This window comes from Cellulomonas wangleii, from assembly GCF_018388445.1.
GTDB lineage: Bacteria > Actinomycetota > Actinomycetes > Actinomycetales > Cellulomonadaceae > Cellulomonas > Cellulomonas wangleii.
Map to the genome: position 1 here is coordinate 3,207,812 of NZ_CP074405.1, position 13,081 is coordinate 3,220,892.

16 protein-coding genes and 3 tRNA genes are annotated in these 13,081 nt (G+C 74.7%); 8 read left to right on the top strand and 11 right to left on the bottom strand.

Annotation, left to right across the window (positions count from 1 at the left end):
* Positions 1-155: 155 nt before the first annotated feature.
* Positions 156-1,133 (top strand): UDP-glucose 4-epimerase GalE, encoded by a 978-nt coding sequence (gene galE / locus KG103_RS14770; protein ID WP_207339281.1) that lies wholly within the window; start codon positions 156-158, stop codon positions 1,131-1,133.
* Between the two features lie 65 nt (positions 1,134-1,198).
* On the opposite strand, the gene KG103_RS14775 is transcribed toward galE, so the two are convergent.
* The 4 genes from KG103_RS14775 to KG103_RS14790 are packed head-to-tail and all read right to left on the bottom strand — an operon-like array spanning position 1,199 to position 3,881.
* Positions 1,199-2,104 carry an LLM class flavin-dependent oxidoreductase gene (locus KG103_RS14775; protein ID WP_207339282.1) on the bottom strand — a complete coding sequence of 302 codons (906 nt, stop codon included), beginning with the start codon at positions 2,102-2,104 and terminating at the stop codon, positions 1,199-1,201.
* 30 nt (positions 2,105-2,134) lie between these two features.
* Positions 2,135-3,046 carry a cation diffusion facilitator family transporter gene (locus KG103_RS14780; protein WP_207339283.1) on the bottom strand — a complete coding sequence of 304 codons (912 nt, stop codon included), beginning with the start codon at positions 3,044-3,046 and terminating at the stop codon, positions 2,135-2,137.
* Complete coding sequence (locus KG103_RS14785) at positions 3,043-3,486, bottom strand: ArsR/SmtB family transcription factor (RefSeq protein ID WP_207339874.1); 444 nt, start codon at positions 3,484-3,486, stop codon at positions 3,043-3,045. The genes KG103_RS14780 and KG103_RS14785 overlap by 4 nt, the downstream gene beginning before the upstream one ends.
* A 50-nt stretch (positions 3,487-3,536) precedes the next feature.
* Positions 3,537-3,881 carry a metallopeptidase family protein gene (locus tag KG103_RS14790; RefSeq protein ID WP_089798709.1) on the bottom strand — a complete coding sequence of 115 codons (345 nt, stop codon included), beginning with the start codon at positions 3,879-3,881 and terminating at the stop codon, positions 3,537-3,539.
* Between the two features lie 186 nt (positions 3,882-4,067).
* Between KG103_RS14790 and KG103_RS14795 the strand changes: the two genes are divergently transcribed.
* From KG103_RS14795 to KG103_RS14820, 6 genes are all read left to right on the top strand, one after another.
* Positions 4,068-4,140 (top strand) — tRNA-Glu (locus KG103_RS14795).
* Positions 4,141-4,185: 45 nt separating this feature from the next.
* Positions 4,186-4,259: transfer RNA gene (locus KG103_RS14800), tRNA-Asp, on the top strand.
* Between the two features lie 39 nt (positions 4,260-4,298).
* Positions 4,299-4,371, top strand: a tRNA-Phe gene (locus tag KG103_RS14805).
* A gap of 369 nt (positions 4,372-4,740) precedes the next feature.
* Positions 4,741-5,172, top strand: coding sequence for a phage holin family protein (locus KG103_RS14810; protein WP_207339284.1), 432 nt, complete (start codon positions 4,741-4,743; stop codon positions 5,170-5,172).
* Between the two features lie 128 nt (positions 5,173-5,300).
* Complete coding sequence (locus KG103_RS14815; protein WP_207339285.1) at positions 5,301-5,735, top strand: phage holin family protein; 435 nt, start codon at positions 5,301-5,303, stop codon at positions 5,733-5,735.
* Positions 5,732-6,025, top strand: a complete 294-nt coding sequence (locus tag KG103_RS14820) for a DUF3618 domain-containing protein (protein WP_207339286.1) — start codon at positions 5,732-5,734, stop codon at positions 6,023-6,025. The genes KG103_RS14815 and KG103_RS14820 overlap by 4 nt, the downstream gene beginning before the upstream one ends.
* Before the next feature lie 234 nt (positions 6,026-6,259).
* Here KG103_RS14820 and KG103_RS14825 read toward each other — a convergent pair whose 3' ends face one another.
* Positions 6,260-6,475, bottom strand: a complete 216-nt coding sequence (locus KG103_RS14825) for a BldC family transcriptional regulator (protein ID WP_249670615.1) — start codon at positions 6,473-6,475, stop codon at positions 6,260-6,262.
* A gap of 692 nt (positions 6,476-7,167) precedes the next feature.
* Between KG103_RS14825 and KG103_RS14830 the strand changes: the two genes are divergently transcribed.
* Entirely contained in the window at positions 7,168-7,377 is a 210-nt protein-coding gene (locus KG103_RS14830) for a DUF3073 domain-containing protein (protein WP_207339288.1), read from the top strand.
* A 114-nt stretch (positions 7,378-7,491) separates the two neighbouring features.
* On the opposite strand, the gene purM is transcribed toward KG103_RS14830, so the two are convergent.
* The 6 genes from purM to KG103_RS18910 all read right to left on the bottom strand — a co-directional run bounded on the left by purM (position 7,492) and on the right by KG103_RS18910 (position 13,023).
* Positions 7,492-8,613, bottom strand: coding sequence for a phosphoribosylformylglycinamidine cyclo-ligase (gene purM, locus KG103_RS14835; RefSeq protein ID WP_207339289.1), 1,122 nt, complete (start codon positions 8,611-8,613; stop codon positions 7,492-7,494).
* Positions 8,610-10,157, bottom strand: coding sequence for an amidophosphoribosyltransferase (gene purF / locus KG103_RS14840; protein WP_207339290.1), 1,548 nt, complete (start codon positions 10,155-10,157; stop codon positions 8,610-8,612). Before purF ends, purM begins: the two co-directional genes overlap by 4 nt.
* Before the next feature lie 70 nt (positions 10,158-10,227).
* On the bottom strand, positions 10,228-10,662 hold the full coding sequence (locus KG103_RS14845) for a phage holin family protein (RefSeq protein WP_207339291.1): 435 nt from the start codon (positions 10,660-10,662) through the stop codon (positions 10,228-10,230).
* A 14-nt stretch (positions 10,663-10,676) separates the two neighbouring features.
* Positions 10,677-11,054 (bottom strand): sterol carrier family protein, encoded by a 378-nt coding sequence (locus KG103_RS14850; protein WP_207339292.1) that lies wholly within the window; start codon positions 11,052-11,054, stop codon positions 10,677-10,679.
* Positions 11,055-11,104: 50 nt separating this feature from the next.
* Positions 11,105-11,746 (bottom strand): LuxR C-terminal-related transcriptional regulator, encoded by a 642-nt coding sequence (locus tag KG103_RS14855; RefSeq protein WP_443623134.1) that lies wholly within the window; start codon positions 11,744-11,746, stop codon positions 11,105-11,107.
* The gene (locus KG103_RS18910; RefSeq protein ID WP_207339294.1) at positions 11,704-13,023 is read right to left on the bottom strand and encodes a sensor histidine kinase; all 1,320 of its coding nucleotides are present in this window, start codon (positions 13,021-13,023) and stop codon (positions 11,704-11,706) included. The genes KG103_RS14855 and KG103_RS18910 overlap by 43 nt, the downstream gene beginning before the upstream one ends.
* Between the last annotated feature and the right edge of the window lie 58 nt (positions 13,024-13,081).

A 13,081-nucleotide genomic window follows, 5' to 3' on the forward strand; every position in this document is an offset into this window, starting at 1 on the left:
GACCGTCACCAGGGCGGACGTGGGGGTTCTGGAAGCGTACGCGGGATCACGCCGTCCCACCCCGTGATCCCCGGGGCACTCCGGGGGTGTGCAGATGTGTTCGATCCTGTGTGCTTCTGTGGGATCAGCGGGTTCGGGCGGCTATGCTCGCGGCCATGACGTGGCTGGTGACGGGCGGGGCGGGGTACATCGGGGCGCACGTGGTGCGGGCATTCCAGGTCGCGGTGCGGACCACGGGCGACGATCGGCTGCGGCCGGTCGTGCTCGACGACCTGTCGAGCGGGCACGCGGAGTTCGTCCCCGCGGACGTGCCGTTCGTCGAGGCGTCGGTCGTCGACACCGACGCCGTGCGCACCGCGCTCGTCGAGCACGGTGTCACCGGCGTCGTGCACCTGGCGGGCTTCAAGTACGCGGGCGTCTCGGTGCAGCGGCCGCTGCACACGTACGAGCAGAACGTCACCGGCACGGCCCACCTGCTCGCCGCGATGGCCGACGCGGGAGTCGGGCAGATCGTCTTCTCGTCGTCCGCGGCCGTGTACGGCACACCCGACGTCGACGTGGTCACCGAGGCCACCCCGACCGCACCGGAGTCGCCGTACGGCGAGTCCAAGCTCGTGGGCGAGTGGCTGCTGCGCGACCAGGGCGTGGCCACGGGCCTGCGCCACACGTCGCTGCGGTACTTCAACGTCGTCGGCTCCGGCGCACCCGACCTGTACGACTCCAGCCCGCACAACCTCTTCCCGCTGGTGCTCGACGCCCTGGCAGCGGGCCGGACGCCCCGCATCAACGGCACCGACTACCCGACGCCGGACGGCACGTGCGTGCGCGACTACGTGCACGTGGCGGACCTCGCGGTGTCCCACGTCGCCGCGGCGCGCGCCCTGGCCGACGGCCGCACGCTGGACCCCGTCTACAACCTGGGGTCGGGGGACGGGCTGTCGGTCGCGCAGATCATGACGACCGTCGCCCACGTCACGGGGATCGACTTCACCCCGGAGGTCGGCCCGCGCCGCGCCGGCGACCCCGCCCGGATCGTCGCGTCCGGCGAGGCCGCCGCGCGGGACCTCGACTGGGCGATGCGCCACACCCCCGAGCAGATGGTCGCCACGGCCTGGGCGGCCCACCGCCGCTGACACCCCGCCGGCGAGCCGACCCGCCGGCCCACCCGGGAGCGACGGACCGACCCCGCCGCCGGACCTCAGCGCGTGGCGGGCTGCAGCGCCTGCAGCCGGGGCAGCTCCGCGGCGAACCGCTCGAGCTCACGCTCGTCCCCCGCGTAGACCCCCGACGCCCGGGGCCAGTGCACGACGACGTCCCCGAAGCCCAGCGCCGCCGCGCGCTCGACGCCCTCGACGGCGAGCGCCGCGGACGTGAGCGAGAACCGGGGCGCGCCGTCGAGGCTGAGCCAGCGGCCGACCGGACGGTCGCCGGCGACCTGGTCGAACGCGTCCGCCATCCCCGCGAGCCCGTCCCACCAGGTCTCCTGCGCGGTCGCGGCGTCGACCCCGTCGCCGACGCCCGTCCCGGGGCCGTACGTCGCCCACCCCTGCCCGTACCGGGCGGCGAGCGCCATGGCCCGCGGGCCGTTGGCGGCGACGACGAACGGCGTGCGGGGCCGGGCGAGGGTGCCGGGCACCATCCGCGCGGCCTGCGCCGTGTAGAACTCGCCGGAGTGCTCCGTCACGGGCTGCGTGAGCAGCGCGTCGAGCAGCTCGACGAACTCGGCGAACCGCCGCGTGCGCTCGCCGCGCGTGGGCGGGGGTCCGAGGACGCTCGCGTCCCAGCCCTCGCCGCCGGCGCCGAGCCCGAGGACGAACCGGCCCGCGGAGACGTCGTCCAGGCCCATGACGTCCTTGGCGAACGGCACGGGGTGGCGGAAGTTGGGTGAGGCGACCCAGGTGCCCAGGCCGATGCGCTCGGTCACCGCCGCGGCCGCCGCCAGGAGCGGGACGGTGGCGAACCACGGCTCGTCGGCGAGGTCGCGCCAGGCCAGGTGGTCGTAGGTCCACGCGTGGTCGAAGCCGAGCTCCTCCGCCCGCTGCCAGCGCGTCCGTGCGCTCGCCCACCGTTCCTGCGGCAGCAGCACCACCCCGATGCGCACCATGGCACCCACGGTACCCGCCACGCTCGGGCGTCAGGGGTGCAGGCCCGCCTCGTCGACGTGCGAGGCGGGCTCCAGCTGGAAGGTGCAGTGCTCGACGTCGAAGTGCCCCGACAGGCACGTGCGCAGCTGGCTCAGCACGCGCCCGGTCCCGGCCCGGTCGAGCTCCTCGTCGGCGACGACCACGTGCGCGGAGAGCACCGGCACCCCCGACGTGATGGTCCACGCGTGCAGGTCGTGGACCCCGACGACGCCCGGGACGCCCGCGATGTGCGCACGGACCACGTCGAGGTCGACGCCCTCGGGTGCCGACTCCAGCAGGACCGCGACGACCTCGCGCAGCAGCAGGACCGCCCGCGGCACGACGAGCGCCGCGATCGCGACCGACGCGATGCCGTCGGCTCGCGTGAAGCCCGTGGTCAGCGTGACGAGCGCGGCGACGACGACCGCGACGGAGCCGAGCGCGTCGCCCAGCACCTCGAGGTAGGCACCGCGCACGTTGAGCGACTCGTGGCGCCCGCGCCGCAGCAGCAGCATGCCCACGGCGTTGGCGGCCAGCCCGAGCAGGGCGACCCCCAGCATCAGCCCGGGCTCCACCTCGGTGGGCTGCAGGATGCGGCGGATGCCGCCGATCAGCACCAGGACCCCGACCGTCGCGACGACCAGCCCGTTCGCCAGCGCCGCCAGGATCTCGGCACGCTGCCACCCGAAGGTGCGCCGGGACGTCGCCGGCCGCGCGGCCAGCACGCTCGCCCCGAGCGCCACCGCCAGCCCCGACGCGTCGGTGAGCATGTGCCCCGCGTCCGCGATCAGCGCGAACGACCCCGACACCACACCGCCGACCACCTCGACGACCATGACGCCGAGCGTGAGCGCCAGCACGGACGCCAGACGTCCGCGATGCCCGCCGGCCGCCGTCGCGTGGTCGTGCCGGTGCGCGCTCACCCGCCGGCCCGCTCCGCGAGCCTGCCGTCGCCCCCTCCCGCTGCGAGCCCGCGACGGGCCGCCTCGAGGTGTTGCCACGTCGAGGACCCCGCCCCCGGCGCCTGGCCCTCGCGCTGCCGCGCCACGAACCGCTCGGCGGCCGCGAGCACCTCGTCGATCTCCGGGTCGGCCAGCGCGTAGCGCGTGGCCCGCCCCTCGGGCGTGGCGGTGACCAGGCCCGCCAGACGCAGGACGGCCAGGTGCGCGGACACGGTCGACTGCGCGAGGCCCAGGGTCGACGTCAGCTCGACGACCCGGTACGTCCCGCCCGCGAGCGTGTGGACCAGCGACAGCCGGGTGGGTTCGGCGAGCGCGTGCAGGATCTGCGCGACGTCGGCGTGCGGGTGGTCATCGAGTGGTGCGTCCTGCGTGGCGGCGGCCGACGCACTTACGGCTGTCATCGTCACATGGCGATGATACCTGCCGGGGGCCGGTGCCCCGGCGACCCGGGCTACGCCCACCCCAGGGCGTGCAGCCGGTCGTCGTCGATGCCGAAGTGGTGGGCGATCTCGTGCACCACGGTGATCGCGACCTCCTCGACGACCTCGTCCCGGTCCTCGCAGATCGCGAGGGTCGGCAGCCGGTAGACGAAGATCCGGTCCGGCAGGGACCCGGCAGCCCAGAACTCGCCCCGCTCGGTCAGCGGGGTGCCCTCGTAGAGGCCCAGCAGCTCCGGCTCGTCGGCCGGCGCCTCGTCCTCGACGAGCACGACGACGTTGTCCATCATCGCCGCGAGCTCCTCGGGGATCTCGTCCAGGGCGTCACGGACCGCGTCCTCGAACTCGTCACGCGTCATCTCGACCACGGGACCATCCTGCCGGGCGCGGCCCGCAACCGCCCCGCACTCTGTCCCCGCGTGCGCGGCACGAACCATCCGCACCCCACCTGACCTGCGCAGACGCATCGACTTTGGAGTTCCGGCCGGCAGCCCGTATGCTCATCACCGGTCTTCCGACGCCTCGACGTCAGGGGCGGACAACCCGCCCCCATCGTCTAGCGGCCTAGGACCCCGCCCTTTCACGGCGGTAGCACGGGTTCGAATCCCGTTGGGGGTACGAGCAGTTCAGCAGTAAGGCTTAGGGTGGCTCCGGTCACCACGAGGCCCCGTAGCGCAGTTGGTTAGCGCGCCGCCCTGTCACGGCGGAGGTCGCGGGTTCAAGTCCCGTCGGGGTCGCTGCGAGGGCCGACCGAGAGGTCGGCTTCCTCGTTGCGAGGCTCTGTAGCTCAGTTGGTAGAGCGTTCGACTGAAAATCGAAAGGTCACCGGATCGACGCCGGTCGGAGCCACCTCAGACGGCCCCGCGGGACGCCCGCCGGGGCCGTCGGCATGTCCGGGACCGTGCGACGACGCACCCCGCCCTGATCGTGCCGGCACCGCGCCCCCCGAGCCCCGGCCCCGCCGTCGCCGCAGCGCGCCCGCCACGCCGCACGCCCGGCACGCGCACGCGTCGCGCTGGACGGTGGCGGGTCCGCACCGGCGCCCCGCCCCGCGGCGCCAGAGACCCACGGCCACGGACCCGCCGCGCCCGGGCCCGCGACACTCCGGGGCCCGCGGCGAGCCGGTCACCCGTCCGAGTCGGGCCCATCGTCCCGTTCGCCGCGCGGGCCTGCGCGCCTACCGTGGAGACACAGCTCCCATCGACCGAGGACACGACCGTGACCACGACGACCGACCGCCCCCGCCCCCGCATCCTCGACCGCCTCACCGACCCCCTCGCCGAGCGCGCGCGGGACCGCATCGAGCGCGCGGAGGACAAGGTGCGGGCCGCGGTCCAGCACGAGCTCGACGCCGTCGGTCGCAGCGTGCGGACGCGGGCGGTGCGTATCCGGCCGTCCGCGATCGCCTTCGCCGTCGCGGCCCTCCTGACCGTGATCGGCATCGCGCTCTTCGCCCTCGGTGCGGTGTTCGGCCTGGCCACGGCGCTGCCGCTGTGGCTCTCCGCCCTGCTGGTGGGCGCAGCGCTGGTGCTGCTCGCCGCCGGCGCGGCCGCCTGGGGCCGCGCGAAGCTCCCGGCCGCCGGCCCCGTGATCCCCGCGCCGTCGAGCACCCACCCCGCCGAGGAGCTCGTGCACCCCTGGGTCGACTGACCCCGCACGGCACCGACGACCTCCCTCGCGGCGCGTCGCGGGGCGCCGCCCTCGCGCGCACCTGCTCCTACGGGCAGACTGAAGACCGTCGCAGCACCCGTCTCCGCAGGTGAGGAAGGTCGTCGAAAATGGCAACGCACTCCGGCTGGGCGAGCGATGCCCGCCCCGATGCACCCGAGGACCCCCGGTCGCTCGGTCGCCTCGTCTCCGATCTGAGCGAGCAGGCCACGCGTCTCGTCCGCGCCGAGATCAGCCTGGCGAAGGCCGAGGTGACCGCCAAGGCCACGCAGGCGGGCATCGGCATCGGCCTCGTCGCCGGTGCGGCAGTGCTGGCGCTGTACGCGCTCGGCACCCTCATCACGACGGCCATCCTGGGCCTGTCCAACGCGGTGTCGCCCTGGCTGGCGGCGCTGATCGTCTCGCTCGTGCTGCTGGCGATCACCGCGGTGCTGGGCCTGCTGGGCGTCAAGCGCCTGCAGAAGGGCATGCCGCCCGTGCCCGACCAGGCCATGGAGAACCTGCAGGAGGACGTCGAGACCGTCAAGAAGGGGATGCACCGGTGAGCGCCGAGGAGATCACGCCGACACCCGCGACCGACATCGGCACGCTCACGGCCGAGGCGGCCCTCGCCCGCGCGCAGCTGGCCGAGACCGTCGACGCGCTCGTCGACCGGGTCGACCCGCGCCGGCAGGCCGAGCGGGCCAAGGACCGGGGCCGCCGCCTCGTCTTCGACGCGACGGACCCGGCAGCCCTGCCCGAGGACCGCGCCCGCGCGCGCAAGGTGCTCGTGGTTGCCGGTGTCGTCGTGGCACTGGTGGTCGTGGGCATCGTGCGCCGCGCCACGCGGGACTGAGGGACACGCGGGACTGAGGACCACGCCGGACTCAGGGCCACGCTGGACTCAGGACGCGCGCACCGCAGGCACGACGCCGACGGCCGCGGTCGAGCCACCCGGGTGATCCGGGTGGTCCGACCGCGGCCGTCGTGCGTGCCGGAGGCCTGGTGCCGGAGGCCGGCGTCGGGACGTCTCGCACACTCCCCCGCGGTGCGCGCAACACGTCGACGCTGGTGCCCCCTGCGCCGGACCTCAGGACTGCGGGGTCGTCCTGGGCTGCGGGACGCCGTTCAGCAGGTCACGGACCTCGGACTCGCGGTACCGGCGGTGGCCGCCGAGCGTGCGGATCGAGGAGAGCTTGCCGGACTTGGCCCAGCGGGTCACGGTCTTCGGGTCGACCCGGAACAGGGTCGCGACCTCGGACGGCGTGAGGAGTGCTTCGGCCTCTGACGAGTGTGCGGTGGACACTGGATACCTCCCATGTGTGACCGCCCCGAGCCTCCGAGTCATGTCACTTGGTCCGCGGCGGGGCGTACGTCTTGGTACTGAATCTGACACATCGGGCACCCCGGCAGGTCGTCGGCGACGCGGATCCGGTCGCCGCCACCGTGATCCGGACGCCGAAACCGTCACCACGGCGCTGGGGTGCCGTCGACAAGCAGCAGCCTAAACCCGCCTCAATCCGGACACATCTCCGATCGCCACCCGAACGGCGTCGCACGAACGTGTGACGTTCGTCTCCTGGGATGATTGCCCGGTTCGGGGTGCTCTGCACGACGCATGTCGTGACCAGCGCAAACGCAGGGCATCGAAGCGCATCAACGCTCTGACGTGCACGAACGGTGTAGCGTGGACACGTTCCCGCAGCGGTTCGCAACGGGAATGTGATCTGCGTCACAGTGAGCCGCGCCAGAGGGCGCGACGCCCACGGCGCGGCCGGCCACCCGTGCGCCGACCCGCAGAACGCCGCAGTCAGAGCAGACATCCGTGAAGTCAGCGCCGCCTGGCACCCACCGTCACGTGTCCCAACCCACCTGGCGCAGGTGGTCGGAATGGATCGCGACCCTGTACCGTTGCCACACGAAGAGACTCAACAGCACCCGGGGCCGCACGTGTCAGCACGGAGCCGCCCCGCTTCCACGTTAGAGGGGGTCGATGCCATGGGGCGCGGCCGTCAGAAGGCAAAGCAGACGAAGGTGGCGCGGGAGCTGAAGTACTTCAGCCCTGACACCAACTACCGGGCTCTCGAGCAGGAGCTCACGTCGCGCAGCCGCAACGATGTCGTCACGGACAGCCGCCGCAGCGCGGTGAGCACGGACGACGACGACCCCGCCGGTCGTGACCGCTGGCCCCGGGACGACGACTTCTGAGCCTGCCCGGGGGCTGATCGGCGCAGACGACCGCGACGACGCGTCGCCGACCTTCGGGTCGGCGACGCGCTGTCGCGCGCGCGAGGCCGCGTGCAGGCGATGCGCACACCGGTCTCACGCCGTGCGGTAGGTCCCGTGCAGCCGGACGGCACCGCCCTGGACGCCCTTGGTCCCCGCGACGACGTCCGCCGCGGTGGCGTCGTCGGCCCGGGCGTCCCGCACCGTCCCCAGCACCCAGGCCGGCATCCCGAGCTCGCGCGCGGCGCGCTGGACCTCGTCCGCCACGTCGGGCGCGACCACGGCGACCATGCCGACGCCGAGGTTGAGGGTGCTCTCCAGGTCGCCCCAGGGCACGGCCCCGAGGCCCTGCACGAGCGCGAACACCGGCGGCAGCACCCACGAGGCCCGGTCGACGTCCGCGACGAGGCCGGGGGGAAGCACACGGGCCACGTTGGCCGCCAGGCCCCCGCCCGTGACGTGGCTGAACACGTGCACCTGCTCGGGCCCGAACCGCTCGACCAGCGCGAGGCAGTCCGCCGCGTAGACGCGGGTCGGCTCCAGCAGCTCCTCGCCCAGCGTGCGCCCGAGGTCGTCGACGTGCCGGTCCAGGCCCCAGCCGGCGACCTGGACGACCCGTCGCACCAGCGAGTAGCCGTTCGAGTGCAGACCCGAGGACCCGAGGGCCACGAGCACGTCGCCGGCGCGGACGCGCTCGGGACCCAGCAGCTCGTCCGCCTCGACCACGCCGGTCGCGGCGCCGGCGACGTCGTACTCGTCCGGAGCGAGCAGCCCGGGGTGCTCGGCGGTCTCGCCGCCGACGAGCGCGGTGCCGGCCACCGAGCACGCGGCCGCGATGCCGCGCACCACGTCGGCGATGCGCTCCGGCACGACCCGCCCGCACGCGATGTAGTCCGTCATGAACAGCGGCCGGGCGCCGACCACCACGATGTCGTCCACGACCATGCCGACCAGGTCGAAGCCGATGGTGTCGTGCACGTCCATCGCCTGCGCGATGGCGACCTTGGTGCCCACGCCGTCCGTGGACGTCGCCAGCAGGGGCCGGCGGTAGGCGGTGAGCGCGGCCGCGTCGTACAGGCCGGCGAACCCGCCGACCCCGCCGAGGACCTGAGGCCCGTGCGTCGCCCGCACGGCGTCCTTCATCAGCTCGACGGCCCTGTCCCCCGCCTCCGTGTCCACGCCCGCGGACGCGTACGTGACGGGCTGCGGGGCGCTCACGGGTGCTCCAGCGCGGACGCGCCACCGGCTGCCGGGACGATGCTGAGCAGACCGTCCTCGGGCTGCCCCAACGGCAGCTGGTTCTGCTCCAGCAGGTGCTTGCCGAGCCGCTCCGACGGGGGCAGCTCGATGGGGTACCGGCCGCTGAAGCACGCGGTGCACAGCTGCGACGCAGGCTGCTCGGTGGCGGTGATCATGCCCTCCTCGGACAGGTAGCCCAGCGAGTCGGCGCCCAGCGACCGGGCGATCTCCTCCACCCCCAGGCCGTTGGCGATGAGCTCGGCACGCGACGCGAAGTCGATGCCGTAGAAGCAGGGCCACTTCACGGGTGGCGCGGTGATGCGGATGTGGACCTCAGCGGCCCCGGACTCGCGCAGCATCCGCACGAGCGCACGCTGGGTGTTGCCCCGCACGATCGTGTCGTCGACGACCACCAGCCGCTTGCCGCGGATGACGTCCTTGAGCGGGTTGAGCTTGAGCCGGATGCCGAGCTGGCGCAGCGTCTGCGACGGCTGGATGAACGTGCGCCCGACGTACGCGTTCTTCGTCAGGCCCTGACCGAAGGGGATGCCGGACTTGGCCGCGTAGCCCACCGCGGCGGGCGTCCCGGACTCGGGCACGGGGATCACGAGGTCCGCCTCGACGGGGTGCTCGACCGCGAGCCGGCGCCCCATCGCGACACGCGCGGCGTGCACGGACCGCCCGTTGATCGTGGTGTCGGGCCGCGCCAGGTAGACGTACTCGAAGACGCAGCCGGCGCGGTCGATCGGGGCGAACCGCGTCGAGCGCAGCCCGTCGGCGTCGATCGCGATGAACTCCCCCGGCTCGACCTCACGGACGTACGACGCACCGACGATGTCCAGCGCCGAGGTCTCGGACGCGACGACCCAGCCGCGCTCGAGGCGCCCGAGGACCAGCGGGCGCACGCCCTGCGGGTCACGCGCGGCGTACAGCGTGCGCTCGTCCATGAAGACCAGGCAGAAGGCGCCGCGCAGCCGCGGCAGCACCTCGAGCGCCGTGGCCTCCAGCGTGTGGTCGGGGTCCCCCGCGAGCAGCGCCGTGATCAGCGCCGTGTCGGTGGTGTTGCCGCGCGCGAGCTCGCCGCGCCGCTGGCTGCCGTACCGCTCGGCGACGAGGTCGACGAGCTCGGCGGAGTTGGTGAGGTTGCCGTTGTGGCCCAGGGCGACGGTACCCGCGGCGGTCGCCCCCAGCGTCGGCTGCGCGTTCTCCCACGTCGAGCCGCCCGTGGTCGAGTACCGGGTGTGGCCGATCGCGATGTGCCCCTGCAGGGCGTTCAGCGCGGTCTCGTCGAAGACCTGGGAGACCAGGCCCATGTCCTTGTAGACGAGCAGCTGCTGGCCGTTGGACGTCGCGATGCCCGCCGACTCCTGGCCGCGGTGCTGCAACGCGTAGAGGCCGAAGTAGGTGAGCTTCGCCACCTCTTCGCCGGGTGCCCAGACGCCGAAGACACCGCAGGCGTCCTGCGGGCCTTTCTCGCCGGGTAGAAGGTCGTGGGTGAGACGTCCGTCTGCGCGGGGGGCCACGGCACCATGGTGGCACACCCCGGGTCACCCCGGCTCGCCCGTCCACCGGACGGCGGCGGGCACGGCCCCGTCAGGCGGGCGGTGCGGGGCGACGGCCCCGAGTGCTCCGCCGGTCCGCGAGCAGGGCCAGCACCCCGCCCACCAGGGCACCGACGATGCCCAGCGAGAGCGCGAGCAGCCAGCGCACGCCGTTCTCGCCGCCCAGGAACGGCAGCACCCCGCCGTCCGCGGTGCTGCTGCTCCCGTCGGACGTCAGGGCCGCGACGACGAGCCCGACGACCATGCCGACCAGGGCCCCGGCCACCAGGAACGCGCCGTACCGCGGCGCGCGGCGCACCGTCGCGGGCACCGCGACCCGTGCGAGCTCGGCCTCGTCCGGCGTGCCGGGCGCCTCGTCCGGGGTACCGGGAGCAGCGGGCGGGGGTCCCGCCGGGGCCGTCGGCGCCGGGACGTCCTGGCGGGTGTCGTCGTGGGCGTCGTCGGCGGGGCGGGGCGTGTCGGGCACGGGACGATCGTAGGTCAGCGGCTCCGCGTCGCCTGCAGCGGCAGCAGGTGCCCCAGGTCGGCCCGCTCGCCCGACGCGTGCACCCGTCCCGCCGCGACCGCCTCGTCCCACGTGACGTCACCGGCGGCCAGGGCGAGCCACGTGGCCGGGTCCGTCTCCACGACGTTGGGCGGCGTGCCACGGGTGTGGCGCGGCCCCTCGACGGCCTGCACCGCGCCGTCGGGCGGCACGCGGACCTCGACGGCGTTGCCCGGCGCCACGTCCGCGAGCTCCTCGAGCGTGAAGCGCACCGCGGTGCGCCGCACGGCCGTCGGGGCGGAGCCCGGGTCCGCGCGCCACGCCTGCAGCGCGGCGCGCCCGTCGGCGGGGTCGGTACGGCGACGCGGTGACACGTGTTCCATCCTCCCCCACGCGTGCCGGGACGTCCGACCGTGGCGGCTGCTCAGTCCTGCCCGTCCAGCCAGGCCAGCACGGCCCGCACCCGGCGGTGGTCGTCGGGGCCGACGGGCAGGTCGAGCTTGGTGAAGATGCTGCCGATGTGCTTGGCCACCGCTTTCTCCGTGACCACGAGCGCGGCCGCGACGCCGGCGTTGGAGCGCCCCTGCGCCATGAGCTCGAGCACCTCGCGCTCGCGCGCCGTGAGCCGTGCCAGCGGGGAGGCCCGCCGTCGCGCCATGATCGCGGCGACCACCTCCGGGTCGAGCACCGTGCCCCCGGCGGCCACGGTCCGGACGGCGTCGACGAAGCCTGCCGGGTCGGACACCCGCTCCTTGAGCAGGTAGCCGACGGCGCCGGCGCCGTCGGCCAGGAGCTCGCGCGCGTACAGGTGCTCGACGTACTGGCTCAGCACCATCACCGGCAGCCCCGGCCGGCGCCGGCGTGCCTCGATCGCGGCGCGCAGGCCCTCGTCGCTGAACCCCGGCGGCAGCCGCACGTCGACGACGGCGACGTCGAGGGTCGGGTCCGCGAGCGCGACCTCGAGCGCCGGGGCGTCCTCGACGGCCGCGACGACCTCGCAGCCGTGCGCCGTCAGCAGCCGGATCAGGCCGTCGCGGAGGAGTGCGAGGTCTTCGGCGAGGACCACGCGCACGGCACCTCCAGGTGGATGACTGTCGGACCGCCCGGCGGGCTGTCGACGCCCATGGTGCCGTCGAACGCCGCCAGGCGGGAGCGGACGCCCTGCAGGCCCGAGCCCTGGGCGGGGTCGGCCCCGCCGACCCCGTCGTCCCCGACCTCGACGCGGAGCACCGGCCCGTCCGCCTGCAGCCGGACCCACGCCCGCGTCGCGTCCGCGTGCTTGACGACGTTGGCCAGCGACTCGGCGACCGCGAAGTACGCCGCCGACTCGACGGCCGGCGGCGGCCGCCCGGGCAGCCGGTCGGTCAGCGTCACGGGCACGGTGAGGTCCAGCGCGAGCGCCTCGACCGCACCCGACAGGCCGCGGTCGGCGAGCACCGGCGGGTGGATCCCCTGGACCAGGTCGCGCAGGTCGCGCAGCACGGCGGCCGTGGTGCCGCGGGCCTCCTGCAGCAGGGCGCGGGCCTCGTCGGGGTCGTCTGCCATCAGCTCGGCGACCATGCCGAGGGTCAGGCCCAGCGACACGAGCCGCGCCTGCGCCCCGTCGTGCAGGTCCCGTTCGATGCGCCGCAGCCCGGCCGCCGCGTCGTCCACGCTCTGCGAGCGCGAGGCCGCCAGGTCCTGGACCCGCTGCTCGAGCAGCGCCTGCCGGCCGGGTGAGAGGAGTGCGGCGTCCGCCGCGGCACGCGCCCGCCCCAGGGCGTCACCGTGGCGCCACCACGTCCACGCGGCCAGGACGGCGAGCACGACGAGGGCGACCGCCCACGGCCAGGGCACGCCGCCCGCCGGGAGCACCAGCGCGAGGACCACGGCGGCGACCGTCACCGGGACCAGCAGGACGACGAGGGCGCTGAGCAGCAACCCACCCGTGCCCGCGAAGGCGACCCACCCGAGCAGGCGCCAGGCGTCGGCGTCCACGAGCCAGCGCCACCCCTGGCGGAAGGGCTCGGTGGCGCCGCGGCTCAGCGCCGCCAGGTCCGTCCCCCGCAGGGTGCCGTCGGCGCCCAGCCCCCACGCGCCCGGCTCCAGCAGCGGCGACGGCTCCTGCGTCCGCAGCTCGACCAGCGGCACCGGGTGCCCGAGGGCGGACGTCGCGAGCTCCCGGCCGGCGCGGGCGAGGCCGTGCACCGCCGGCAGCAGCGCGCGCAGGAGCGCGAGCCCGACGCCCAGCGGCGCCAGCACCAGGGCGACGACGGTGAGGCCCGTCAGCAGCAGGCTCGGCACGGCGAGCAGGACGAGCGCGAGCGACCTGCCGGTCGCGGCCCAGGGGGTACGGCGTTCCATGCCGCCATCCTGGCCGCGGGCGCACCGGTTGTCGGGGGTGCCAGGTCCACCATCCGTC